This is a genomic window from Paenibacillus sp. 01T47 (genome assembly GCF_056398245.1).
This window is the reverse complement of record NZ_JBFTPA010000007.1, coordinates 51,669-77,500: the sequence shown is the minus strand read 5'-3', so window position 1 is coordinate 77,500 and position 25,832 is coordinate 51,669. Positions and strand designations below refer to the sequence as shown.

The 25,832-nt window shown below is 44.7% G+C and carries 27 protein-coding genes; 11 read left to right on the top strand and 16 right to left on the bottom strand.

Annotated features, from left to right (window positions below; all coding sequences use genetic code 11):
* Positions 1 to 4: 4 nt before the first annotated feature.
* The 12 genes from AC1DOV_RS16145 to AC1DOV_RS16090 all read right to left on the bottom strand — a co-directional run bounded on the left by AC1DOV_RS16145 (position 5) and on the right by AC1DOV_RS16090 (position 15,040).
* Positions 5 to 1,462 carry a YycH family regulatory protein gene (locus AC1DOV_RS16145; protein ID WP_477550431.1) on the bottom strand — a complete coding sequence of 486 codons (1,458 nt, stop codon included), beginning with the start codon at positions 1,460 to 1,462 and terminating at the stop codon, positions 5 to 7.
* Positions 1,459 to 3,309, bottom strand: a complete 1,851-nt coding sequence (walK, locus tag AC1DOV_RS16140; protein WP_076266553.1) for a cell wall metabolism sensor histidine kinase WalK — start codon at positions 3,307 to 3,309, stop codon at positions 1,459 to 1,461. The genes AC1DOV_RS16145 and walK overlap by 4 nt, the downstream gene beginning before the upstream one ends.
* Positions 3,306 to 4,061 (bottom strand): response regulator YycF, encoded by a 756-nt coding sequence (yycF, locus tag AC1DOV_RS16135; protein WP_441878116.1) that lies wholly within the window; start codon positions 4,059 to 4,061, stop codon positions 3,306 to 3,308. The genes walK and yycF overlap by 4 nt, the downstream gene beginning before the upstream one ends.
* Positions 4,062 to 4,289: 228 nt before the next feature.
* A complete protein-coding gene (locus AC1DOV_RS16130) occupies positions 4,290 to 5,864 on the bottom strand; it encodes a LysM peptidoglycan-binding domain-containing M23 family metallopeptidase (RefSeq protein ID WP_477550430.1) in 1,575 nt (524 codons plus the stop codon).
* 140 nt (positions 5,865 to 6,004) lie between these two features.
* Positions 6,005 to 6,679 (bottom strand): hypothetical protein, encoded by a 675-nt coding sequence (locus tag AC1DOV_RS16125; RefSeq protein WP_441878112.1) that lies wholly within the window; start codon positions 6,677 to 6,679, stop codon positions 6,005 to 6,007.
* 215 nt (positions 6,680 to 6,894) lie between these two features.
* A complete protein-coding gene (locus AC1DOV_RS16120) occupies positions 6,895 to 8,181 on the bottom strand; it encodes an adenylosuccinate synthase (RefSeq protein ID WP_076266557.1) in 1,287 nt (428 codons plus the stop codon).
* 190 nt (positions 8,182 to 8,371) lie between these two features.
* Complete coding sequence (gene dnaB, locus AC1DOV_RS16115) at positions 8,372 to 9,733, bottom strand: replicative DNA helicase (RefSeq protein ID WP_076266558.1); 1,362 nt, start codon at positions 9,731 to 9,733, stop codon at positions 8,372 to 8,374.
* A 167-nt stretch (positions 9,734 to 9,900) separates the two neighbouring features.
* Positions 9,901 to 10,344 (bottom strand): 50S ribosomal protein L9, encoded by a 444-nt coding sequence (rplI, locus tag AC1DOV_RS16110; RefSeq protein WP_076266559.1) that lies wholly within the window; start codon positions 10,342 to 10,344, stop codon positions 9,901 to 9,903.
* Positions 10,341 to 12,302 carry a DHH family phosphoesterase gene (locus tag AC1DOV_RS16105; protein ID WP_076266560.1) on the bottom strand — a complete coding sequence of 654 codons (1,962 nt, stop codon included), beginning with the start codon at positions 12,300 to 12,302 and terminating at the stop codon, positions 10,341 to 10,343. The genes rplI and AC1DOV_RS16105 overlap by 4 nt, the downstream gene beginning before the upstream one ends.
* Before the next feature lie 18 nt (positions 12,303 to 12,320).
* Complete coding sequence (locus tag AC1DOV_RS16100) at positions 12,321 to 13,226, bottom strand: DUF2232 domain-containing protein (protein ID WP_076266561.1); 906 nt, start codon at positions 13,224 to 13,226, stop codon at positions 12,321 to 12,323.
* Between the two features lie 242 nt (positions 13,227 to 13,468).
* Positions 13,469 to 13,897, bottom strand: coding sequence for a CBS domain-containing protein (locus AC1DOV_RS16095; RefSeq protein WP_076266562.1), 429 nt, complete (start codon positions 13,895 to 13,897; stop codon positions 13,469 to 13,471).
* Positions 13,898 to 13,978: 81 nt separating this feature from the next.
* Entirely contained in the window at positions 13,979 to 15,040 is a 1,062-nt protein-coding gene (locus AC1DOV_RS16090; RefSeq protein WP_256710808.1) for an LCP family protein, read from the bottom strand.
* A gap of 197 nt (positions 15,041 to 15,237) precedes the next feature.
* Between AC1DOV_RS16090 and AC1DOV_RS16085 the strand changes: the two genes are divergently transcribed.
* The 3 genes from AC1DOV_RS16085 to AC1DOV_RS16075 all read left to right on the top strand — a co-directional run bounded on the left by AC1DOV_RS16085 (position 15,238) and on the right by AC1DOV_RS16075 (position 17,796).
* Entirely contained in the window at positions 15,238 to 15,603 is a 366-nt protein-coding gene (locus tag AC1DOV_RS16085) for a DUF4870 domain-containing protein (RefSeq protein WP_477550580.1), read from the top strand.
* A 316-nt stretch (positions 15,604 to 15,919) separates the two neighbouring features.
* On the top strand, positions 15,920 to 17,239 hold the full coding sequence (locus tag AC1DOV_RS16080) for a hemolysin family protein (protein ID WP_076266563.1): 1,320 nt from the start codon (positions 15,920 to 15,922) through the stop codon (positions 17,237 to 17,239).
* A gap of 104 nt (positions 17,240 to 17,343) precedes the next feature.
* A complete protein-coding gene (locus AC1DOV_RS16075) occupies positions 17,344 to 17,796 on the top strand; it encodes a CBO0543 family protein (protein WP_477550429.1) in 453 nt (150 codons plus the stop codon).
* Here the strand turns inward: AC1DOV_RS16075 and AC1DOV_RS16070 are convergent.
* The gene (locus AC1DOV_RS16070) at positions 17,791 to 18,948 is read right to left on the bottom strand and encodes an AI-2E family transporter (RefSeq protein ID WP_477550428.1); all 1,158 of its coding nucleotides are present in this window, start codon (positions 18,946 to 18,948) and stop codon (positions 17,791 to 17,793) included. The two genes, AC1DOV_RS16075 and AC1DOV_RS16070, sit on opposite strands and share 6 nt — an antisense overlap.
* A gap of 165 nt (positions 18,949 to 19,113) precedes the next feature.
* Here AC1DOV_RS16070 and AC1DOV_RS16065 point away from each other — a divergent pair, with 165 nt between their 5' ends.
* The 8 genes from AC1DOV_RS16065 (at position 19,114) to AC1DOV_RS16030 (ending at position 24,694) form a co-directional block, all read left to right on the top strand.
* Positions 19,114 to 19,782 (top strand): PspA/IM30 family protein, encoded by a 669-nt coding sequence (locus tag AC1DOV_RS16065; protein ID WP_076266566.1) that lies wholly within the window; start codon positions 19,114 to 19,116, stop codon positions 19,780 to 19,782.
* A gap of 114 nt (positions 19,783 to 19,896) precedes the next feature.
* Complete coding sequence (locus AC1DOV_RS16060; RefSeq protein WP_076266567.1) at positions 19,897 to 20,298, top strand: DUF350 domain-containing protein; 402 nt, start codon at positions 19,897 to 19,899, stop codon at positions 20,296 to 20,298.
* A gap of 22 nt (positions 20,299 to 20,320) precedes the next feature.
* Positions 20,321 to 20,827, top strand: a complete 507-nt coding sequence (locus AC1DOV_RS16055) for a DUF4178 domain-containing protein (protein ID WP_477550427.1) — start codon at positions 20,321 to 20,323, stop codon at positions 20,825 to 20,827.
* Positions 20,828 to 20,837: 10 nt separating this feature from the next.
* A complete protein-coding gene (locus AC1DOV_RS16050) occupies positions 20,838 to 21,581 on the top strand; it encodes a DUF4247 domain-containing protein (RefSeq protein WP_477550426.1) in 744 nt (247 codons plus the stop codon).
* 200 nt (positions 21,582 to 21,781) lie between these two features.
* Positions 21,782 to 22,411, top strand: coding sequence for a TetR/AcrR family transcriptional regulator (locus AC1DOV_RS16045; RefSeq protein ID WP_339205802.1), 630 nt, complete (start codon positions 21,782 to 21,784; stop codon positions 22,409 to 22,411).
* The gene (locus AC1DOV_RS16040) at positions 22,408 to 23,262 is read left to right on the top strand and encodes an ABC transporter ATP-binding protein (protein ID WP_477511800.1); all 855 of its coding nucleotides are present in this window, start codon (positions 22,408 to 22,410) and stop codon (positions 23,260 to 23,262) included. The genes AC1DOV_RS16045 and AC1DOV_RS16040 overlap by 4 nt, the downstream gene beginning before the upstream one ends.
* A complete protein-coding gene (locus AC1DOV_RS16035) occupies positions 23,259 to 23,966 on the top strand; it encodes a fluoroquinolone export ABC transporter permease subunit (protein WP_477550425.1) in 708 nt (235 codons plus the stop codon). Before AC1DOV_RS16040 ends, AC1DOV_RS16035 begins: the two co-directional genes overlap by 4 nt.
* Positions 23,963 to 24,694 (top strand): hypothetical protein, encoded by a 732-nt coding sequence (locus tag AC1DOV_RS16030; RefSeq protein WP_477550424.1) that lies wholly within the window; start codon positions 23,963 to 23,965, stop codon positions 24,692 to 24,694. Before AC1DOV_RS16035 ends, AC1DOV_RS16030 begins: the two co-directional genes overlap by 4 nt.
* Positions 24,695 to 24,720: 26 nt before the next feature.
* Here AC1DOV_RS16030 and mnhG read toward each other — a convergent pair whose 3' ends face one another.
* From mnhG to AC1DOV_RS16015, 3 genes are read right to left on the bottom strand one after another with little or no spacing between them, the layout of a single operon-like run.
* Positions 24,721 to 25,083 carry a monovalent cation/H(+) antiporter subunit G gene (mnhG, locus tag AC1DOV_RS16025; protein ID WP_477550579.1) on the bottom strand — a complete coding sequence of 121 codons (363 nt, stop codon included), beginning with the start codon at positions 25,081 to 25,083 and terminating at the stop codon, positions 24,721 to 24,723.
* Positions 25,067 to 25,351 carry a Na(+)/H(+) antiporter subunit F1 gene (locus AC1DOV_RS16020; RefSeq protein ID WP_339205809.1) on the bottom strand — a complete coding sequence of 95 codons (285 nt, stop codon included), beginning with the start codon at positions 25,349 to 25,351 and terminating at the stop codon, positions 25,067 to 25,069. The genes mnhG and AC1DOV_RS16020 overlap by 17 nt, the downstream gene beginning before the upstream one ends.
* Positions 25,351 to 25,827, bottom strand: coding sequence for a Na+/H+ antiporter subunit E (locus tag AC1DOV_RS16015; RefSeq protein ID WP_477550423.1), 477 nt, complete (start codon positions 25,825 to 25,827; stop codon positions 25,351 to 25,353). The genes AC1DOV_RS16020 and AC1DOV_RS16015 overlap by 1 nt, the downstream gene beginning before the upstream one ends.
* Positions 25,828 to 25,832: the final 5 nt, after the last annotated feature.

The window sequence follows — 25,832 nt, the reverse complement described above, 5'->3', positions numbered from 1 at the left end:
ATTTCTATGGTCCATTAAGCGAACGAATTTGGCTCGCACCTGCTGATAAGCTTACCGCTCCTGCAGCTTTAGCTGCTGTTGCTGTCGTATCATTTGGCTTCTCTGAATTGCCATCAGCCTCGCCTTGCACAGCGTCCTCATCCTTCTGCTCAGGCGGTGTAAATCCGCTTCGATAAGCCTCTACCAATATTTCTTCCGTACCGTCTTTCAAGCGAACAGCCCATACCGGTATGAACCGAAGTCTGTTCTCATCGATTGGAGCAGCTTGCAGCGCTGGGAACAAAGCTGTCACTTCGCTGCGTCTATCGTAATTACTGAGCGTTTTCTCCAGCTCTTCCCCGCCTGACAACCAGCGAACATTCCTCGATTCCGACTGCGCTCCAAGTGTAATAAGTGTCCTCGAATATTCGGTTACGACACCTTGCTGAAGCCTTAATCTCATGTACCCATAGCGGAACGGCTTCGTATCCATAACAGGATACTGCTCGACATATTGCTTAAATCTAATATCCTTGCCTTCGCTGCCTGGCATAGCATTCACAAAACGATGTGTGCCGTCCCATCCGCCATGCTGATTGACAAAATCTACTGAGGCATACACATTGTCGCTAAGCAAGTTTTCCGTAATTTGCGGAGCGCTTGGATCTGTATAGCTGATCCACTTGCCGTTCTGTTCTACCTGCAATCCCCGCTTGCCGTCTGTATAAATTTGCGAACCGCCTCGGTCTTCAATTGCTCTTGTTGTGCTTTGATCGAAAAATAAGCTTCGTTTCATCAAATCCGGCGAATACGTCTCGTAAGGAAATACGATTTCCGTTGACTGAATCGGCGCAACCGGAATATAAAGGCCGTCTGCTGTCATGGTGTACTTAGGCTGGAACTGCCCAAACCCCACATAGTCCTGCACATCGCGTACCGTCAGATCCGCACGAACGGACTCATAAACCATCTCGCCATCAGCGCTAAAAAAGAACGTTCGAATTTCCTCGGTGCCCGACGTCTTGAAAATCCAGATGCGGTCAATTGTTTCGTTCAAGAACAGCAAATCACCTTCCAGCTTAAGCAGCTTCTGCAGCAGCTCTACTGGAATGCCGTTATCAAAGCGAAGCTCGATACCGATATCATTTTTGCGAATTTCTTCCCAGTTGAGCACATCCGAAGGGCTTCGCTGGAACCCTTTAAATTCTCTACCCTGAATGCGCTGGTTAAGAATCATCTCGTAGAACTGTGTCCCCGGATAGATGATGGTATGCTTATTGCCGCCTAAGTGGATAACTAACGCTTCTGGAAAAATAACACTCTCTACGCTTGTCGGTTTTCCTATTGGCTCCGAATTAACATAATCCTGATCGCTTCTTACCGTAGCGCCAAGACCAGGCATGCTGTATGCAAGCAAATAGCTTTGAAGGAGACTAAGCACGACTAGCAGGATAAGCGTTGTTGTCTTTATTTTTTCTTTCATGCCAGCTCGCCCCCTTCCTGTAGAAGTGGAAGAGTAAATGTAACCGTAGTTCCTTCATTTAGCTCGGAATCAAGTGAAATCGTACCGCTATGTGCCTTCACAATTTCCCGGGCAATCGAAAGCCCAAGGCCTGTTCCGCCCATATTGCGTGAGCGAGCTTTATCTACACGATAGAAGCGGTCAAAAATACGATTCAAATCCTTTTTCGGAATTCCAATGCCAGTATCCTTCACACTAATTGAAAGTGATGCCGAATCGGCCGGCTTCTTCGCCGTTAATTCAATCGTTCCACCGTCCAGCGTATATTTGATTGCATTGGAGAATAAATTATCAAGCACCTGATCAATCTGATCGCGATCCAGCCAAGCGGACTCCAGCCCTTGATCAACGCTCACTGCGGCTTTAATCGACTTCTGCCTAAGCTGAAATGAGAAACGATCTGCCACTTCATCAAGCATGTCATGAACATTTGTCTGTCTGCGGCGCAGCGGCGCTTGGTTTGAATCGAGCCGCGACAAATGCAGCAGATCTGTGACGAGCCGAATCATCCGCTCCGTTTCATTGCGAATAACGCCAACAAACCGCTCGGATAACTCCCGTTCATCCAGTGCACCGTCATTAAGTGCTTCTGCATAACTCTTAATTGTAGTAAGCGGTGTACGCAGCTCATGCGATACATTCGCGACAAACTGACGCCGCGATTGCTCAAGTTTCTCTTGTTCTGTCACATCCTGCAAGACAGCTATCGTTCCGGTAATGCCCTTATCCCGACGATGAATAGGCGTAAATGTTACTTTAAGCAGCCCTTCATCATTATCGTTCATCTCCTGCCCATCCTCATCACGTTCAATAAGCAGTGTCTGACCGCGTCCTTGCTGCAGCTCTTCGAGCCGTTCCTCGGATAGATCGAACAGCTCGGACAACTCAAGTCCTTCACAGGAGCGTACGTCGAGCAGTTCTAGCGCTCTCCTGTTCCATACGATGACCTTGCCATTCTCATCCGCTGCAACAACGCCATCGCTCATGTTGGAGAGAACGGAATTCAGCTTCTCATTTTCCTCTTCATTTACCGATAGAGCTTCTTTAAGCCGAATCGTCATATCGTTGAAGGCAACGCTCAAGCTGCCAATTTCATCATCACCAAGCACGGGCACCTGAAGATCGAATTTCCCTTGTGAAATCGCCTCTGCTTGCCTCGTCAGACCTTGAATCGGGCTCGTAATGGTATGAGCAAGCAATATGCCAAGCACTCCCGTGAGCCCAAGCGCAATAAGTGTCCCTGAGAAAAAGATCTGATTGACCCTGTTGACGGTCTCATACAGCTCGTTCATCGACGCAACGACATATACAACCCCAACCACCTTGTTGTCATTAATCGTCACTGGTTGGGCAATCATCTTTTTGCGTGTATTATCATCATCTATAATTTCTTGCTCATTGTCTGTAATGTTCTGAAGTGCCCGGCTTACAGCAAGCGATTTGTTCTTCTGGCCAATATAGGTCTCGTTGCTTTGAACGGACGTCGCTACCATCTTCCCGTTCGAATCAAGCACCTGCACCTCGGCGCCGCTAATGCTGAACAGATTGCGAACGACCAAACTAAGATCCTCTGTCGTGCTTTCCGCAGAATCACCCTCAGTATCTGGTTTAGCCGCTAAGCTCGGAGCTGCAAACTTAGATAAAATATCCGCTTGCTCCTTCAAATTTTTCGTGAAGCTGTCAATTAAGGAGTTTTTGACCGTACTTATAAAATAAACACCGATCAACTGCATAGCCACCAATATAAGCAGCAAATAGATGATGACCAGCTTTACTTGGATTGTGCGAAAAAAACTTTTGCCCTTCATCCTGGGCCGAAGCCTCCGGACTTGGAGTTGCGCATCATATAGCCAAGGCCGCGCCGTGTCATAATGTACTCAGGGCGACTTGGATCATCCTCAATCTTCTCGCGCAATCTTCTAATCGTAACATCAACCGTTCGCACGTCTCCGAAATACTCAAATCCCCATACTGCTTGAAGCAAATGCTCCCGCGTCATCACCTTGCCGCTGTTGCGGGCCATATAATAAACGAGCTCATACTCACGATGTGTCAGATCAAGCGGCACGCCGTCCTTATAAACGACATACATATCTGTATCCACAAATAGGTTGAACAGCTTAAAGCCCTGCTGCTCCTGCTCGGCGGAATGATCGGCAGTGCCAGCATGATCACCGCTTGCAGCTTCTTCTGTCTTTTGCTGCCTGCGCAGATGCGCCTTCACTCGCGCAAGCAATTCCCTTGTGCTAAATGGTTTTGTCACATAATCATCAGCGCCCAGCTCAAGCCCAAGCACCTTATCAATTTCCGTATCCTTAGCCGTCAGCATAATGATTGGCATTTGCAGCTTGGCACGAACCTCACGGCATACATCCATACCGTCCTTTACAGGCAGCATCAGGTCCAGCAAAATAAGATCAGGAAGCTCCTCGAACGCAAGCCGTACCGCCTCACCGCCATCGAAAGCGCAAATAACTTGATGCCCTTCCTTCTCCAAATTAAACTTTATAATATCTGCAATCGGCTGTTCGTCATCGACCACTAATATTTTTCCGTGCATCGCTACACCCGCCCGTCGCTTGTCCTTTTTATTACCTTCTATTTTAACACTGTTATCCCTTGCTTCACAATGAAACTTCCCTCATGTTGAAAGGTTTTTCCTCAGTCCGCCATCACTGCATGAATCAGTTAAATACTCCATGTCCATACACATCATTTATATACGCAAAAAAGAGAAACACTTCGCTTATAGCAAAAGTGTTTCTCTCTAGTAAATTATGGGTATATGTTATAAGTACTTTAATGGATTTTGCAAGACGCCGTCCTTGTGTACTTCAAAATGCAAATGAACGCCAGTAGAGTTTCCTGTACTGCCCATGATAGCAATCTTTTCACCCTTCTCAACAATATCCCCTACTTTGGTATTGTAAGAACTAAGGTGACCGTATACGGTTTTGTAGCCGTTCTTATGATTGATAATAACCGTCTTGCCTAGTCCTGGCTTCGTACCAACAAACTCAACTTTTCCTGTATCGGATGCAAGAATGTTCTTGTTGCCAGTAAGGTCAATACCGTTATGCATGCGTCCCCAACGTTTCCCGAACTTACTTGTCATTCTAGATCCGGAGACAGGCATTGCAAAACGTCCTGATCCTTCTCCCAAAACAACCTTCGTTCCTCGTTCAACAATCTTTGGAGTCGCTTCTTTAATTACTTCTTTCGTGAGAAGCTCTTCGGATACGACGTAACCGTTTTGCTTCACGATACGATAAGTCATTCGTTTAGAGCCAGCCGTACCATTTGCTATCGTCTTCGACTCGCCAACACGCATGCTCGCATTTTTCTTAATTTCAACAGGTGGTTCAATCGTTTCTACTTCAACTAAATTCTCGGTTGTCTTTACTGTCAGCTCCGGTTGGAGCACCGTTAGATCAAGAACATCGCCAATCGTTATCTTATCATCTTTAATCCATGCGTTATTCTTATAAATAACCTCTGGGGAAATATCAAATTTCTGTGCGATACAGCCAACGCAATCGCCTGCTTGTACCGTATATTTAGTTGGTTGAATACTGCCTTGAACGAGCATCTTATAAATGGCTTCTGCTTCCATGATCTGTTCTGGATCGGTATCGATTGATTCCATCATTACCGCTTCGATGAATTCAACTTCTGTCACTTCACGCCCAGGCTGCTTAGAGGCTGCCTTCGAATCAAGCGCTGGCGGCTTTGCATCTTTTGCATTGAACGAAAGCGACTTCACTTCCTTTGCTTCCTTCTTCGCTGCGGCAAGCTTCGGTGCAAACTTGCTTTGCACGCGCAATAAAACTTCATCTGCTGTCTGTTGGTCTTTCACTATGCCGATGACTTTTCCATCAACCTTCACTTCGACACCAACCGCATGAGAGGTAAACAACCCTTCAAGCTTGTCCAGCGTACCAGCAGTTTCTGGAGTTCCTTTGAATGCATGATCAGGCTCATAGGTAATTGTTCCTGTATCAAGCACCATGTTAATGCCCGGGTTAGCTTGCTGAACCTCTTCGGTTTCCAGCAAAACTAGCTGCTCTACTTCTTGTGGATCACTTACGGTTCCAACGGCTGTTCCATTCATATATACGTTATAAAATTCGACTGTGTTTGCTTGAACATATTGGATTCCGCTAAATCCGGCTACTGTGAGGAGTACGAGCGCCCCGCCCGCTAACTGAACCGGCTTTTTTCGCCAAAACGGCTTGTTTGCCTGATCACTTGCGGATTGTTGCTGTGTCTTGCCATCCAGTTGTTGCGATCGGTCATGCCGAAAGTACTGAATCGCTTGATTCCATACTTTCTGAATCCGACCCTTGTCCCTGAAAACGGTCATGATTGTCTCCTTTTCGCGCTAATGCAACTTTTTTTCCGATTTCCGACATAAAAAAAGACGAATTATCCTGTCGGATCGTTCGCCTAATACTGTAACATATGCCCAACAATTGGAGCAACCTTTACACCCTATTCACAATATTAATATTTTTTCAGAATCTCCATCATTTGCCCATATTCGGTCTTGTCGAGGTGTTGTGCCATTATTTGTTGAATCTCTGTCAACTCTTGTTCTGTCAGCCCGTTTTCGATATATTGAGAGATTGTTTGCCACGATTCTTGCGGTAATTTTGTCATAAGCAGACTGAATAGTTTTTCCTTATCCTCATCGCTCATTTGATCCTTTACTTCAGTCAAATCATCCGTTGTCATCGCTGTTTCGGTATCATCAACACCAGCTGTTCCCTCTTCAACACTGCCATCTTCAGGTTTTGCGCCACTTCCTGCTTCGGTGCCCCCGCCAATGCCCATATCGGTAAGCGGAGCATCCGTTGCTTGCCCAAAGGCGTCGATGGCTGCCGGTGGATCAGTCTGCTCATTTTCACCTGCATCTGTTGCTGGAGTATCCTCACCATCAGCTATAGTCTTCTTCTCTTCTTTATCTGCAATATCCGTCGTTACTAGCGGATCTGCTCCCCATAGTTTGCCCCATACGCCTGACATTGCCATCGGCGGCACTTCAAGCGGTAAATTGAATTGTTTTAATATCGTTTCCACATAGCTGGTTACAATATATCCCGTCGTCCAAATGGATAAGAAACTTACGATTAATCCTGCTGCTACAATTTTCGCCAGCCATTCTACTTTTTTCAACATTGCCGCACCAATCCCTTCGTCCAGCAGCTGACAAATTGTTATTTAGCAGCTGCACTTTCCATAATCTGTTATATACCATTATGGTCAACATTAGGGACAACCATTCTTCTACACTCTATTAATTTCCTATAATTTACGTGTTTTAAAGCAGGTTTTCATCATTTTTATATACAAAAAAAAGGATGGCCCGCAGGCCACCCTTTGTAAAAAACATTTTATTCGTAAATCGGACGAACCGGATTTGTTTGCTCGCGGTTACGGCCAACGGAGAAGATCGCAATTGGAATACCTGTAAGCTCGGATACACGGTTCAAGTAATTGCGAGTATTCACTGGAAGATCCTCAAGTGTTTTCGCGCCAGAGATATCCTCTGACCAGCCTGGGTGCTCCTCGTAAATCGCTTCGCACTCTGATACCATTTTGAGGCTTGCTGGGTAAGTATCAATCACTTCGCCGCGCAATTTGTAGCCTGTGCAAATTTTAACTGTTTCAAGGCCTGTAAGAACGTCTAGCGAGTTCAGAGAAAGACCTGTAATACCGCTAACGCGGCGTGCATGACGAACAACTACCGTATCGAACCAGCCAACGCGGCGTGGACGACCTGTTACTGTACCGTATTCATGGCCTTTGTCACGAATCATTTGACCGATTTCGTTGTCTTGCTCTGTTGGGAAAGGACCATCGCCTACACGAGTTGTGTATGCTTTTGCAACACCAATAACTTGCTGAATTTTTGACGGACCAACGCCAGAACCGATACAAACTCCGCCAGCTGATGGGTTGGATGATGTTACGTACGGATAAGTTCCTTGGTCAATATCGAGCATAACGCCTTGAGCGCCTTCGAACAAAACTTTCTGACCAGCATCGATAGCATCGTTTAGAATAACTGAAGTATCTGTTACATATTTGCGAAGCACTTCTGCATAACCAAGATAGTCGGCAACGATGGAATCCGCATTAAGATGCGCTCCGCCATATACTTGCTCAATCAATTGGTTTTTCTCGATGATAATGCTGCGAACTCTGGATTCAAATTCCTCAGCATCCATCAAATCAGCAATACGAATGCCATTGCGTGCCGCTTTATCCATGTAGCAAGGGCCGATCCCTTTGCGAGTTGTGCCGATTTTATTATCGCCTTTACGATCCTCTTCAAGACCGTCAAGTACAAGGTGATAAGGCATAATGACATGAGCGCGATCGCTAATTTTCAAATTATCAGTAGAGAAGCCATTTTCGTGAATATAGTTAATTTCGTCAATCAGAGCTTCCGGATTAATAACCATTCCGTTACCGATGACGCAAGTTTTATCATGATTGAAAATACCCGATGGAATCATCGTCAATTTATATTTTTTGTTATCAATAAGGATGGTGTGTCCGGCATTGTTTCCTCCTTGGTAACGAGCGACGACGTCGGCTCCCTCTGCCAAGTAATCAGTGATTTTGCCTTTACCTTCGTCTCCCCACTGTGTACCAACTACAACAACCGTAGACATAATTATACCCCCGTCCGGTGTTTATAAGCACCGAAAATTACCGTCCCAATGCTTTATACACCAGCAAACCTTTTATAAAAGGGCCCGTGTCACAAGTCAAAAGACAGCATTAATAGTGTAGCAGTCCAACATCGAGAAGTCAAACGAAAAACGAACAATTGCATAACTACACATACAATTGTTCGGATATTCACGACGCTTGCATCGGATCTTGATGCGCGCGATCGATACTTACGAATTTATTGTACTTTTTGAGAAACACGAGCTCAACCGTACCTACCGGTCCATTCCGCTGTTTAGCGATAATGATCTCGATAATATCTTTTTTCTCAGACTCTTTGTCATAATAATCATCCCGGTAAAGGAACGATACGATATCAGCATCTTGCTCGATAGATCCCGATTCCCGAAGGTCGGACATCATCGGACGTTTGTCTTGCCGCTGCTCAACGCCCCGGCTCAGCTGAGAAAGTGCAATAACGGGAACTTCAAGCTCACGCGCAATTTGCTTCAGTGTACGTGAAATTTCGGATACCTCTTGCTGCCTATTCTCGCCCGCTTTACCGCGGCCGGAGATCAGCTGCAAATAGTCTATCATGATCATGCCTAGCCCTTTTTCCTTCTTCAAGCGACGGCATTTGGCGCGAATTTCTGCGACCGTAATGCCCGGTGTATCATCAATAAAGATTTGTGCCTCCGAAAGCGATCCAATCGCCATCGTCAGCTTTTCCCAGTCATCGCCTTCGAGGTGCCCTGTCCGCATCCGCTGGGCGTCTACATTTGCTTCTGCGCAAATCATACGCTGTACAAGCTGTGCCGCTGACATCTCCAGACTAAAGATCGCGACGGTCTCGCGTGCGCGAACGCCAACATTTTGTGCAACGTTAAGCGCGAATGCCGTTTTACCTACAGAAGGACGGGCAGCAACGATGATCAGGTCGCTTCGCTGGAAGCCGGCCGTCATCCGATCCAGATCGGTAAATCCGGATGGAATGCCTGTTGTGCCGCCTTTATCCTGGTACAGCTGCTCTACCTTCTCGAATACCTCCATCAATACGTCTCTAATGGAGATGAACCCGCTACCAGAGCGGCGGTTCGATATTTCGAGAATTTGTTTCTCTGCATCTCCGAGAAGTACACCAACATCCTCTGAATTCGCATAACCATCGGATACGATGTTTGTTGCTGTGCGAATAAGGCGCCTCAGCATCGACTTCTCTTCTACAATTTGTGCATAGTAGTCAACGTTTGCTGCGGTTGGCACCGAGTTGGCAAGCTTCGCCAAATAGCTGACTCCACCAATTTCCTCAAGCAAATGCTGATCCTGCAAATGCGCTGTCAAGGTCACGAGATCAACCGGCTGGTTGTTCTCTGCGATTTCAACCATCGCCTCATATATTTGTCTGTGAGGACCGCTGTAGAAGTCTTCACTGCGCACGCGCTCCATCGCTGTAATCAAGGCTTCTGATTGCAGCAATATCGCTCCGATAACAGCTTGTTCCGCTTCTAAGTTTTGCGGTGGAACACGATCAAACATCAATTCAGTGCTCATGGGCCCCTCCTAAAAGGTTTGCATAGCAAACCTACTTCGTAAGCATACGCTAAGGTTTTCGAAGAAAACCTACATCGTAAGCATATAGCTAAGTCTTACATAAAAGCCTACTTCGTAAGCATAAGCCAAGGTTCTGTAACAAACCTTGGCTTATACTTTAGACTGCTCTATTCTTCAGACGCCTGCACGTTCAGCTTTGCTTTCACTTCAGGGTGAAGCTTCACAACGACTTGTGTAACACCTAGCGTACGGATTGGATCATCAAGCTCGATTTTGCGTTTATCTACTTTAATGCCTTTCGCCGCTAATGCTTCGCCAATTTGTTTGCTCGTAATGGCACCAAATAGTCTGCCGCCCTCGCCTGCTTTTGTCTTAATTACGATGGTCATCTCTTCAAGCTTCTTGCCAAGTTCTTGCGCGTCCTGCTTTTCTTTATCCTTGCGCTTCTGTTCAGAAGCATGCTGTACTTCAAGCGTCTTCAGGTTGCCGTCGGATGCCAGCTTCGCAAGCCCTTGCGGCAATAGAAAATTACGTACATACCCTTCGGACAGATCCTTTACTTGCCCTTTTTTCCCTTGTCCTTTAACATCCTGCAAAAAGATTACTTTCATTCAAATAACCCCTCTTCCTTTTCAATTTCTTCTAACACTTGTTTCAAACGTTCCGCTACTTCCACCACAGAGCCTTCCAGCTGAGCGGCAGCATTCGTCAAATGTCCACCTCCGCCCATTCTCTCCATGACGACCTGTACATTCATATGGCCTAGTGAACGCGCACTAATGCCAATAAGTCCATCTTGGCGCTCTCCGATAACGAAGGAAGCAAGTATATCCGTCATATTCAGCAGCGTATCCGCTGATTGCGCGATGAGCAGCTGCGAATATTTACGACCGCTTTCGGTTACTGCAATGGCGACATGCTCATAAAGCACCTCAGCATGCTTAATAATTTCGGCCTTGCGTACGTATTCCTCAAGATCCTCTTTCAGCATCCGCTGAATCATCATCGAATCTGCCCCATTACGGCGCAGGAACGATGCCGCTTCAAACGTTCTCGCACCAGTGCGAAGCGAGAAGCTCTTTGTATCTACCGTAATACCGGCAAGCAAAGCTGTTGATTCCCGTACATCGAGTACAACTCGATCATGAATGTATTGCAGCAGCTCCGTTACGAGCTCACATGTTGATGAAGCGTAAGGCTCCATATAAATTAATATCGCATTCGCGATAAATTCCTCACTGCGGCGGTGATGATCGACAACAACAATACGGTCGGTCTGTGTAAGCAGCTTAGGCTCCTTAACCATCGATACTTTGTGCGTATCAACAACGACTGCGAGCGTCTGAGGTGTGATCAATGCCGAGGCCTGCTCTGGTGAGACAAAGCGTTTGGACAGCTTCTCGTCTTCGCGGATGAGCTCCATCATTTTCTGAATGGCTGGATTTACGCCTTCTAACACAATATAAGCTTCTTTGCCGAACAGCTGCGCCGCCTTCATAACACCGATCGCTGCTCCAATCGCATCCATATCGGGCATTTTGTGCCCCATAATGACTACGTTATGGCTCTCGCGTATCAGATCACGTAATGCATGTGCGACCACCCGTGCGCGCACGCGTGTCCGTTTCTCCACCGCATTCGACTTGCCGCCATAGAAGGATTGCCGACTGCCAACCTTCACCGCTGCTTGGTCGCCGCCTCGTCCGAGCGCGATATCAAGACTCATATGCGCCCATTGACCGAGCTCGATTATATGCTCAGCCCCTGCCGCAAAACCGATGCTCAGCGTAACCGGAATTTTGTGATCGCCGGTAATATCTCTAACCTCGTCCAGCACGACAAAACGAGACTGTTCAAGCTGCTTTAACGTTTTTTGATCCGTCACGAGCAGAAAACGATCCGACGTGAGCCTCTTCAAATAAATATGATACTTTTGAGCCCACTCGGTAATTTCCGTCGTCACCTTCGAGAGCATAGAGCTGCGCTGGTGATCGTCGAGACCTTGCGTAACTTCTTCAAGATTATCGATCATTACAATGCCGATAACGAGCTTCTCATCATCGTATTTGCGGCCAAGCTGCCACAGATCCGTAATGTTCTTCACATAAAGAATACGTTCCTTCTGTTTGAAGATCAGCTGGTAAACTTGCGAGCCTACTGTAGCTTCAATCGTTCCTTCGCGTTCCTTCACTTGCTGCAATGACGGGAAAAGCTCCGCAAGCGGAACGCCAATGACGGTTTCCCGCTCCACCATATTAGCAATATAAGGATTATGCCATTCCACCATACGATCTTCGTTATATAAAATAATTCCGAAAGGAAGCTCGCTGACGACATCGTTTCCTGCCTTTTTAACCCGGTAGGACAACGTGCCTAGATACGATTTCAAATCTTTGCGGAAAGCACGTTCTGCCATTATGGTATAAAACAATACCAAGGCCGTGAGCAGTAATCCGAGCAGCCCAAGCAGCCACTCGAACCATGCAAGTCCCACTGACATGAGCACCATCAATGCAAAGGCCCACATTTGATGCATTCCGTGCCATCGTGTAACCAAAAACTTCGGCATTTCCTATCCGCTCCTGTGCTATGGTTTCGTAAACGACTTGCGGATTGGAAAAGCAGTATCCAGCACGCCGATCAAGCTAAGCGGCGGGATCAATAGCACCGGAATCGCAATAAGAATCGGTACCGCTTTGTTCCATCCTCGCTGATGAGCAAGGAAAAAGAAAAATCCGACAGCCTGAAACGCAAAAACATAACTAAGCAGAGGTACCAAGTTCATCAAAGCCACTGCAAAAAAAGAATCGCTCGTCGTCGACGAGAACAGCTCGATTACATAAGTAATTAAATAAAGCACAACGAGTATACGAGGCAAACGCCAATCTTTGGCACGCGTAAACCTAGGCACTTCCGGGCCGCCGCTCCACTTTACAGCTCTGCGAGCTATAAATTGCGATATAGCAGTGAGTACGAAAGCGATAATAATAAAGGTTACAGGAATAGAATTGACCATCGTACGAGCAACAACCTCAGTTAGATCCGAATTCCATTCTGTAGGAAGCAGCTGCTTTGTCATCAGTTCATCGACTGTTGACCTTATAAATGTTCTGAGCTCTTTAATGAGCGAAATATTCAAGAACGCCTCGAATATGATCAACTCAAGCATTAACTGAGCAAGAACGACGACGCTGACCGTCCGAAGAACCTTTGAGGCAGGCGCTTGTTTCATATACAAGTGGCCCATCACAATAGACGGTATGAGGAAAAATAATCCGATAATAAGTGTAGCTGGCCCGCCGATAATAAATGCCAGCGCCCATACCGGAAGCAGATGCAGCACAAAAGATTTTGGCGACAGTATCGTATACAGTACGACATACGGCACCATAAGCAGCAGCATGGTAATTACGTTAAATAGCGGTACTAGAAGGGACAATAATAAAAGGAGTGCCGCAAAGCTCCACAGCACTGGTTTCAAGCCGGTTCTCAAACCGTTCACCTCTTGCTTATATAATCTGGTTTCTTACGAAACTTTTACAACTCATTATAGCATAAAAGCTAAACATATCACTCACATTCCAGCAGGCTCACTCTTTAGTCGAACTGTCCGCTTAGGCGCTTCCTATAAAAGAAAAAGACGGAACAGCAAGCTTATTCCGTCTTATTGCTTATTATATTGCCCTGCCTAGTTTGAAAATAGTACCTGAAGACGATCCCAATCGCTGCCGTTTCTTATTTATCCTGAAGCACATTATGCTGCTCCATAATAATTTTTTGGCAGTAATCAATAATTTCGCTTCTGCGTACAATGCCGATAAAACGATTCATATCATCGACAACCGGTACAAAGTTTTGCACCTTCGCCAGCGAGATCAGATCATCCATATTGGCATCAATTCGTACCGTCTTGTTGTTCATTCGAAGCGGTACATCAATTAGCTTCACCTTGTTGGTTTGTTCCAGTGATAAGTCAGCATGATTTTTAAAATACCATAACAAATCGCCTTCCGTAACCGTACCTGCATAACCGCCATCATCATTAATGATAGGAACCGCCGTATAGCGATGATACTCCATACGCTCTAGCGTTTGTCTTAACGTTACATCCTGAGTAACACACACAACCTCTTGCTTCGGCAACAAAAAAAACGCGATATTCATTTTTCTTAAACCACTCCGATCCGTTTGCTCTTTCCATTCCCATTGGTCCTAAAGCAGCAAGACGGAGCGGAGCAAGCAGCATTAAGGCTGCTTAGTCGTCGTTTCGCTGCTTGATAATGCACCTACATCTTTGACCTTATCTTCATTGTACTTATCAGGCAATATTAAGCTGGAAGCAGGTGTATCTGCATCTAACCAGTTTTTGATCATGGTCTGTACTTTCGACAAATCTTCTTCATCGGCAAAATAATACCAAGCTCCGCCGCTCTTCAAGCGATGTCCATCACCAAGCAGCGAATGGCTGTAGATTTTGCGATCCTTCGCCATGAGCATGATTTGACCTAAATCGACTAGCTGCTGCGGACGCATATCTGTACTGAAATTATCGCCCATAATATCCATAAGCTCAGGAATTTTGGACCATTGATTCATTTGTTTCGCTTTATCCATAAGAAGATTCAAGAAAATCTGATGACGCTCTGTACGATTGATATCGCCGCCAGCATCCTCACGATAACGAACATAGTTCAGTGTATCCTTACCGTTGTAAGTGTCCTGGCCTGCTTTAATGACAAATTTCTCATGATCAGCATCTTTGTTCACAATATCCTCTTCGATAGGAAGCGAAATTCCGCCAAGCGTGTCGATCACGTTACGGAATCCTTCGAAGTTAATTGAAGCGTAATATTGAATAGGTGTGTCTAGAAACTTCTCAACCGTGTTCATTGCCATTCCCGCACCGCCAAAAGCGTATGCATGCGTAATCTTGTCCTCTTTGTTTTTACCGACGATATCTACATACGTATCACGGGGTATGGAAACCATGAGCATCTCGCCGTCATTTGGACGAACGACCGTATAGATCATCGTATCCGACCGTCCAGTCTCCTTGCCGCGTTGGTCAATGCCGAGCAGCAGGATGGAGAATGGATCTTGTTTCTTATTAATTGTACTCACTGGAACGGGTTCCCGTCCATCGATAGGTTTATAAGATTGCTCGAGCTGCTTCTTTACCTGACCTTCCAGAAACCAATCAAACCCTAGCATAGCCAATGTTCCTCTGTTGAAAAAACCAACAACACCAAGAAGCACTACTGCAGCTGATGCAGCAATTAACCATCTGCGTTTATTCATTTTATTCATAATATGATGACTTCTCCTATCTTATCAATTCTTTTATAAATACGCATTCTTTAGTTTAGACGATAATTTGTCGAAACAGGTTACAAACCTTTTACAAAGTTTTGATACCAATTTTGGATAATATTTTATAAAATAAAGAGGTCTACTGAAAATGTATGACGAATACAATCATTGCAAGTATAGGTAAAATAGAAAGGGTGAATCTCTTGAATCAACCTCCATCCTTACATCCAGACAGCTCATCAACGGGACTTGATCCGAAAGTAGCAGGCTTGCTTTGCTACCTGGCAGGTTTTATAACCGGCATTATATTCCTTGTGCTAGAGAAGAAGAGCCGCTTCGTTAGATTGCATGCTGTACAGTCTATCGTCTTATCGGTCGCTTTCATCGCCGCTAATATTTTGTTAGGCTTTATCCCGATAATTGGTTGGCTGCTAGGGATATTGCTCGGTCTAGCCGCTTTTATTGCATGGATTGGCCTCATGCTGCTCACGCTGCAAGGGAAGCTGAATAAGCTGCCTGTCATCGGTGAGTGGTCAGAGCAGCAGGCAAATAAGTTTTAATAACGACTAGACTACGAAATATAAGGTAAGTAACAGTAAATCATATCCTTTCTTATATTTCAAAAAAAATGGACGGCCTGCTGCCGTTCTTTTTTTTATTCATTTCGAGTTCATAAGAACTATTCATTAAACCAGACAAATAATCTCGTAATCGCTAGGTATCGGCTAATATTGTTCTACTGGCTTCTCTAAATCGGTAAAATTGAGCTTTTGCAGCCGTATAACCCTCTTTCAGCGGTTTGATGAATTGGCAGAAAGTTCGTACTATTAAATAACATCAATTAAATACGAATAAGAAGGATTGTGAACATTTATTATGGGTATAGGACTTAATCTGCTCTTAGTTGCTTTACTAATTGTGTTAACCGCTTTTTTCGTAGCTACTGAATTTGCAATCATTAAGCTTCGTTCCAGCCGTGTCGACCAGTTAGTCGTTGAAGGCAAGAAAAACGCAATTGCCGTTCAACGTGTTGTAAGCAATTTGGATGGTTACCTATCTGCCTGTCAGCTTGGTATTACAATTACAGCGCTCGGACTTGGTTGGTTAGGAGAACCTACCGTTGAAAAACTGCTTCTCCCTCTATTCGAGCAATGGAATCTAAACAGTAATTTGAGTCACATTTTGTCATTTCTAATCGCCTTTTTATTCATCACATTTATCCATGTGGTCGTTGGTGAGCTTGCTCCTAAGAGCATTGCCATCCAGAAGGCAGAGCTTGTCAGCTTCACTGTCGTAAAACCGATTATTCTTTTCTACAAAGTCATGTACCCCTTCATCTGGGTCTTGAATGGATCTGCCAATGCGTTGGTTCGTTTGTTTGGCTTAAAGCCAGCGAAGGAGCATGAGAACGCCCATTCCGAAGAAGAAATTCAAATTATCTTAACAGACAGCTTAGAGAGCGGTAAAATCAACAATACGGAATATGGTTACGTAAATCGAATCTTTGCTTTTGATGAAATTTTAGCTAAAGAAATTATGGTTCCGCGTACAGACATGACCGTCTTATATAAGAACAATACGCTGCAAGAAAACATGGATATTATTCGCAAGGAACAGTATACCCGCTTCCCTGTTGCCGGCGACAGCAAAGACCATATCGTCGGGATGATCAACACAAAGCAATTGTTTCTTCAATATCAAGTAAACAAAGAAATTGATTTGCAAACACTTATACAGCCTGTCATGTCCGTATCCGAGGTGATGCCTGTCAAGACATTGCTAAAACGGATGCAGCAGGAGCGCGTACACTTTGCGATCGTCGTAGATGAGTATGGCGGCACTTCCGGCCTTGTAACGATTGAGGATATTTTGGAGGAAATTGTCGGCGATATCAGAGATGAATTTGATGCCGATGAACGCAAAGATATCGAGATGCTGTCGGATACATCTTATATGCTGGATGGCAAGGTATCGCTCACTGAGCTAGGCGACCTCATAGGAGCCGAGCTTGAGCATGAAGAGGTCGACACGGTCGGCGGCTGGCTGTACAGTGAAATGGAAGAAGCTAAGCCAGGCAAACAATTTGGCTTTCATAATTTGACCTTTACCGTTCGTGAAGTAAGCAAACATCGCATCAATAAAGTTGAGCTGACGATCGGTCCACCTATTCGACTGCTCAAACCTGAGGTAGGTTAAAACAAAAAGGAAGGCGCACTTGGCGCCTTCCTTTTTTCTTTTTCACGCATGCTGATCTGGATTCAGGACATTCTAATAAAAAATGTTCAAGAAAGGAACTTATAATGCTTATCAATATTATATTTGGGTTCTTTGTTCCTTGGATTGCCGGTATATATTTGGGCATAAAAAGCCCCAAAACCTTGCTTCTTATTTTCCCTATCGGAGCGGTCTCCTCTTTAGTCATCAACTCAATTGGTTTTCAATTAAAGTTTTGGGACTTCACGCCTCTTATCCCCAATGACGAGTCCGTTTCCGCCTTGCCGCTTGATATCGGTCTTTACCCGCTACTAGCATGCTTTATGATCTGGCTGATCAATTCACGCCCCGTATTAACCGTGCTAATCTTGTTCTTGTTCATACTGGGCACTACACTGCTTGAGTTTATGGCTCTAATCTATGGCAAAGTATCCTACGGCAACGGCTGGAATATAGGGTATACCTTTTTATCCTACCTGCTGGCTTTCGGTATTGTATTTATATATTTCAAGCTGCTTAAGCGAAATCGGTTATTATAGCATGTTTTCGCCTTTCTTATCTGCTTCATAAAGAATCGAGCGGCTTCTAAACCATTCGAACAGATGAATCACAACGACCTTGATGACTGCATAACCCGGTACCGCGAGTACAATCCCTCCAAGGCCAAACAAGTTGCCTGCAGTCAAAATAACAAAAATAATGGTAATCGGATGGATATGCAGCGTTTTGCCCATGATTTGCGGCGAGATGAATTTGCCTTCGATTAATTGAACAATCGTCCATATAACCACCATCTTCAGGAGCATGACAGGCGAAGTCACCATAGCGACAATTAAAGCTGGTGTAATCGCAATGGCAGGCCCTAGATACGGAATAACGCTTGTGCACGCAGCTACCAGCGCAAGCACAAGTGAGTACTCAAGGCCAATAATTAAGTAACCGATATATAATAGCAGCCCAATACAGAAGCTTACTATAATTTGACCTCGGATATAGCTGCTGACTTGTCCGTTCATCTCTGCCATAATTCGTTTCGTGTGCGGCTGAAGCTTATTAGGCAGGACACTAACGATCGTTTCCGGCAGCCTTTTCCCGTCTTTTAGCAAATAGAACAATATAAACGGAAGCGTCAATATCGCAAGAATAACCTCTTTAAGTGCTCCCACAAAGGAACCCACGCTTGTTAACGTTCCATTCAGAATGGATGTGGCTTGCTCTGTAATATTCGACGTCAGCTTCTCCGGATTTAAATTAAACCACTCTTGTACCTGAATAAATCCAGCGCTATCCATAAACTGCTCAAATTTAACCCGCAATTGCTCGCCATATTTAGGGAAGCTGTTCACGAAGCTCACGGCTTGCCCATTTAATAATGGAATGACGATGACCAGCAAAATTGTAATCAGTCCTGCGCCAACCAGAAACAGCATAATAATAGAATATATCCGTTTGACTCCCTTTCGTTCTAAGAAGTCGACGACTGGATTAAATAAGTAATAAGCTATTCCCGCCAATATGACCGGCAGCAGCAAGGTCTTGAGCAGCACGGTTAAAGGCGTGAAAATGTATGAAATTTTCGTCAGCACCATAATATTCAGTCCAACAAGCAACAAAACAAGCAGAAATAATACGAATTTATTGTTCAAAATAAATCGCTTAAACCGCTCCGTTCCAGTTTTGCTATTTTCCATGGTTATGCTCCCTCTTTTCTTCTCATACAGGTGATCATTTTGGTTTATTGTAGCATTTCTTTAAATATAAACGCGAATGGCAGCGATTCTGCATTTACTTGCAACGACTCGCTTGCTCTTCGCGTATTATGACTTATGCGTACTACGATTCTAGGAGGGATTTCATTGTCCATATTTAAACGACTGCGTGATCTAACTTTATCGAATGTATATGCTCTAATTGAGAAAGCGGAAGACCCTGTTAAGTTGACCGATCAATATATTCGCGACATGCAAGAGGATCTAGCCGATGCCGAGAAAGCAGTCGCAGCACAAATTGCCATTGAGAAAAAATTCAAGCAGCTTTATGAAGAGCAAGCACAGCTGGTAGAGAAGCGCAGTGAGCAAGCCCATCTGGCAGCACAAGCGCAAAACATTGAGCTCGCTCGTCGTGCCTTGGAAGAGAAGAAAACAGCCGAACAAAAATCAACGGAGTACAAAACGAGCTTCGATCAGAATAAATTGCTCGCAGACAATCTGCGCGGCAAGCTGGATGAGATGCGCCAGCAGCTCACTGAGCTTAAAAACAAACGTGAGACACTCGTCGCTCGTTACAATGCAGCCAAGGCACAAACGGAAATTAATAAAGCAATGTCTGGCTTCGGTACCGATTCAGCTGCTTCAGGCATGAAGCGTATGGAAGAGAAGATGCTGCAAATGGAAGCGCAAGCTGAAGCAAGTAACGAATTGAGCGCCAAAGGAAAGTCGCTTGATGCTGAGTTTGAGAAGCTCGGCAAGGATAAAGCGGTCGATGATGAGCTTGCCGCCTTGATGAAGCAATACGAGAAACAGTAATAGCTTAGTCACTTCATAAATATTATCTAGTGTGGCCGCTTATGTTACGAATCGGAGGACCGGTTTTAACGGAAGCGGTCTTTTTTATAAATTGAACCATTGGAGGAACTGACGATGTCTTGGATTGACCTTATTCGAATTCCGATTTGGACAGGTGCTGGAGCAATTTTATTAATCATCATCATGTTTTTAGACTCGCGTTTTACGAAGTACAACGATTTGCAGGAAATTAAAAAAGGAAATACCGCGGTAACGACTCGCTTTGTTCTCAAATTATTTGCTCAAGCGTACATATTGTCCCAATCCATCAGTAAATCAAGTGAAATGTGGGAAGCTCTACTCATTTCGCTCATCTCCTTTGTGCTGCTGCTCATACTGGAGTGGATCGTAGAGAAAATCGTCATCGCTGTCAGCGGTATGAAGCTGGAGCAAGGTATTCATGAGGGTAAAGTCAACTACGCGTTATTCGCAGGCTCTCTTCATGTTGCAGGTGCACTAATTATCGGGTCTATCTAATTATTCAGAAGGAGTATATACGATGAGCTTGTTCAAACGGATCAAAAACCTGATTGCTACTTCTCCGCCGCCCATTGCTGAGAAGAGCATAATGACATTGTCACCTGGCGATGCTTGCGAGGTTTCCTTAACGACTTATAACGTCACAGGCAGAACTCATAATCGTGCACGCAACGCGATTGTCCTCACTCTTCAGGATGGCATAACCATTCGTTATTTAACGATAGAGGAGCGAGAAAGAACCGTATTCACACTGTATGACCCTATAGACGGGCGCTTGGAATCAATTGACGAGGTGCCTACCATTTTGGAGCTGGATGAACGTACTTATCATATGGAGGAGCAATTCTCCGGTTTAATTACGGCGACCGGCAAAACGCCATACATGCAGGGAGGCGAACAGTCTGTCTGGCAATATCAATCGGATGATATGAAGCTGCTTCGTATCGAATGGCAAAACGGGCGCTTCATGCTCTATGAAGGAGAAAGCGTGCTGCCTGCAGATGTTCGCGTGCTGCGCGGCGGCTAGGAGGATAACGATGAACAAATGGTGGCATCAATCTTTGAAATACCTGCTTCTGCTTAGCTTTATCATCCCGCTTCTCACCGCATGCACCATTTCAGATACGGTTAAGGAGCAGTACCCGTTAGAATCAGTCAATGGCTCTGGCAATCAAACCTCTTACGTCTATCGTGCCGCAAATCGTTCCGTTCCTGATGTCGCTTCGGATTTTAACGAGCAGCGTAAACCGAAGCAGCAGAGCGATACAAGTACAGAGCGGATGTTTCTCGTCTATTCCGATGAAGTCATCGATTTGCAGCAGGCTCCTGATGCACCGGAAGATACACTGATCGAAATTAACTCAACGGAATATGTACGTCAGAATTATAGCTCAAGCTTTCTCCAAGCCTATTTAATCGCGAGTGTTCTTGATGATCTGTTTGATAAGGGCAAATACGGCAGCGGCAAATACCGAGGTTATTCGTCAAAGGATACATACAAGCCGAAGACAACGTACCGCATACCTACCGTTGATGATAAGAAGCTTGCACCACCAGTTACCGTTAATCGTACCGGCTCGGTCATGAGACGCTCCAAAGAGGCGGGTGTTTCCTCCTCCTCCAAAGCAAGCACGAACACAATCACCACAAAGCCAGCGACCAAGGGCAAGATTGTGAAAGACAATAAGCAAAAGAGCAGCTCAAGCAAAGTATTCACCAAGCCGCGAACGTCTAAACCTTCCATTAAAGTTGGCAAAAGCAGAATTTCACGGCGACGCTGAAGCTAATAGTGGCCGCTTTGACAGAGAAATATAAGATAACAGCAGCAAATGATCTGCTTTCTAAAATTTCAAAATAAGGGCAGTATCCTCTACTTGGGTACTGCTCTTTTATTATGCTTGACTGAAATCTCCTTTATCGCTTATTGTGAATATAAAATAAAATTATTCATAAAATCATAAAAAAAGAAAAGAGAATCCCTATGCCCAAAAAATTCAGTGAGCAAGAGAAACAATGGATTAGCAAAAAGCTGTTCGAAGAGGGCAAACGCTGCTTCGAAGCTGCTGGTCTTCGCAAAACAAGCATTGAGGATTTAACGAAAGCTTGCGGCATTGCACAAGGCTCCTTCTATATGTTCTTCAATTCGAAGGAGGAGCTCTTTTATCACATTCTGCTTGAAGAGGAGGCTTTAATTCGCAACCGTCTGCTTGCTTCGTTAAATCGGAGTGAACTCGTAACCAAAGAGAGTATTCATCAATTTCTTATTGAATCCTTCCGTCTATTAGGCGAAAGCCCTATGGTTCGTCAAATGTATTTGGAAGGTGAATTTGCTCAGCTTGTACGCAAGCTGCCTCCAGAGCTCTTGGAACATAATTTCTCGGATGATGCAGATGCCTTAATGCCAATTATTCATCATTGGCAAGCAGCTGGCATTCTCGCTCATACAAAGCCTGAGCTTATCGTCAGTATGATTAGAGCGCTTGTCCTTCTTACCTTGCATAAGCAGGAAATCGGGCCCGGCATTTATTCCGATACCATTTCATTTATGCTTGATATTGTTGCGGAAGGTATGTATGCAAAGCGTGATTTAGGAGGCGAAATTATCAGATGATCGAAGTGAATCAGCTTGAGTACAGGTATCCCGGTACAACAAATACGATTCTGCACGGCCTTACCTTTTCAATCGCACCGGGAGAAGTATTTGGTTTTCTCGGTCCATCAGGTGCTGGAAAGAGCACTACGCAAAAAATATTAATCGGTGCACTCAAAGGTTACGCAGGCAGTGTGCGCGTTTTGGATCATGAAATCAAGAGCACTGGTCCCGACTATTATGAACAAATCGGCGTTGCTTTTGAATTCCCCAACTTCTACAGCAAGTTTACAGTCCTTGAAAACTTAAAATTGTTTCGTTCTCTTTATGCAGGCGTTACCTTGGACCCTATGCATCTCCTCTCCCAGGTCGGACTGCAGGATGCGGCGAATATGAAGGTTTCACAGCTATCCAAAGGCATGAAGATGAGGTTGAATTTTTGTCGTGCATTGCTGCATCAACCAAATATTTTGTTTCTCGACGAACCGACCTCCGGCCTTGATCCCGTAAATGCAAAGCGGATGAAAGAGTTGATTTTGGAGAGGAAAGCTGCAGGTACTACCATCGTCATCACAACGCATAACATGCAAGCTGCCGAGGAGCTTTGCGACCGTGTTGCTTTTATTGTCGATGGTCAGATTAAGCTTATTGATTCTCCTAGAGAGCTAAGACTGCGACATGGCCAAAACAGTGTTCGAATTGAATATTTAAAGCAGCATGAGCTGATAACCGAACATTTTTCTATGGCTGGGCTTGCGGGGAATCAGCAATTTATGAACCTTATACGTCATGAAAAAATCGAAACGATTCATTCCTTAGAAGCAACTCTTGAACAAATATTTATTGATGTGACAGGCAGGGCTTTAGTATGAGAATGTGGATGACCGTATGTCATGATCTTCGTTTCCAGTGGCGCCATAAATTTTACTTGATCTACATGCTCGTCTGCACAATATATCTCCTATTGCTCCACTCTATTCCCACAGAATACAAAACAACCGTTGCTCTATTGCTTACCTTCTCTGATCCAAGTGCGTTAGGGTTAATTCTAGCCGGCGGCATTGTCTTGCTTGAGAAAGACCAAGGCATTCATGACAATCTGTTCGTAACACCACTTCGTGTAACCGAATATTTGCTTGCCAAAACCTGTTCTCTTGCCTTGCTCTCGATTTCATCTGCCTGGGCTATACATCTATTTTCCATTGGTGTACCCGCTTCACCCTTTCATTTCACGATTGGCATCCTGCTTACATCCAGCTTTTTCACCTTGTTATCCATTGGCGTAGTTGTACGCTCGCAATCGGTAAACGGTTTTATTCTACGCTCACAGCTCTATGCTCTGCCGTTTGCGCTTCCTCTACTCGACTTCTTTCACATTGGCAATCAATATTTATACATGATCATCCCTACGGAAGGAACCCTCTTGTTGTTAAAATCGATGATCAAACAGCCCACTGTCGCAGAAACGTTGTATGCTATTTTCATTTTATTATTGGGCAACACACTCGTTTTTTTATGGGCTAAACGGTCATTTCAGCAGGTCATTCTTATGAAAATAGGAAAGGGGGATTCATGATGATACTTAAAATTAAAGCTTTTATGAAAAATGATGCGAGGCAAATTAGGATGGATCCTATGCTTATGGCCAGTTTATTTGGTCCCCTAGCCATTATCGTGGTTGCACGTTATGCCTTCCCTCCATTATCCGATTGGATACAGGAGCAGTATGGCTTTTTATTGATGGATTATTCCAATTTCGCGGTAACGTTCCTTATGCTTGTCATACCGCTGCTTCCAGGGACAATGGCTGGGCTTCTTATGCTCGATGAACGGGATGAAAACATGATTGCTTATTATGCGATTACCCCTTTCACACGTAAAGGCTATTTTTTGTATCGATTACTGCTGCCATGCGCACTTGCATTAAGCTTATCCAGTTTATTCATCCTATTATCGGGCATGGCAAAGATTCAAATCGAAAGTTTGTATACCATTGTATTGCTAACCCTAGAGGCCCCATGTTTGGCTTTGTTTCTAGCGACTTTTGCTTCTAATAAGGTCGAAGGCTTAGCCTTGTCCAAAATAAGCGGTTTACTTTTTGCAGGGCCTATTATTGCAGCCTTCACCCCCTTGCCATGGCAATATTTAGGCGCATGGATTCCAAGCTACTGGCCTGCCAAATGCTATTTATTAGGCATAGCAGGCGAGCCTTCAGCAGCTTTAGGGGTATTTGGCATCGGGCTCGCCTATCATCTTATTTTATTAAAGATCATGTTTCATTCCTTTTTGAAGCGGATCGATTAGAAAGGTATGCTGTCCTTTGTTGGCAATTATCCCTGTTCCTCTTTAGAGGCGTCCTTCAAATCATCCTGTACGCTTTTATTCCATAGCGGTACGCCTGAACGATAGGCCGCTCTTCCATTCAAATGTCCGGCTACCGGTCCCGTGATGAATACGAACACAATACCTAACAGCAGCTTGGCGCTCGTATGCTCCAAATAAATCATAAAGTATAGGAAAGCGGCTACCAAAATGAACAACACCCCAAGCGTCGCGCTTTTGGTTGCCGCATGTGATCGTAAATAAACGTCAGGAAGCCGAATTAAGCCAAAAGCACTTAGAGCACCAATTAATGCACCAAACAGAACCATCAGACCAATAATCAGCTCTCCTGCTTTACTTATCATCTCCATGTTCAAAGACGACACCCCTTTCAATATATCTTGCAAAAGCGGTTGTCCCGATAAAGGTCAATATGCCGATCAATAATATGATATCGAAATAATTTTGTGTTTTTAACAGCATGCAAATGACTGCAATCATCGATAATAAAATGACGCCAATCGTATCCAAAGCAGCAATCCGATCCGTTATGGATGGACCTTTGAGCAGCCTGTACATACAGCCCAAAATAGCTAGTGACAGTATAACTAATGATGCAATAAGCAAAGTGGACAGCATTACCGAGTCACCTCCATAATCGCTTTTTCAAAAGAATCCTTGATCTGCTGTGAGAGCAGCTCCGCATCATCCATATCCATCGCATGAATATATAATGTTCGTCCATCCTTGGACACGTCGAGCGTCAGCGTCCCTGGTGTCAAACAGATTAGGCAGGACAGCACTGTGATTTCCCAGTCTGTTTTGAGCTCGGTTTGCAGAGCAAAAATCCCTGGACGTATGGCGAGCCTAGGACGAACGATTAGTCCAATCACAACGAAGCTGGATACAAACAATTCTTTTATGAACAGGACAAGCAGCTTAAAGATTGCCCATACTCTCTTCATATAAAAGTCATGCGTCCAAAAGCGGCTGAGCAGCCCTATAAATAAAATACCAATGATATAACCTACGATAAACCGCGGAGCCGACCAGTCATTGTGAAGAAACATCCATACGAACGAAATGATTAAGTTTAATAAGATTTGCAACGCCATCTCAT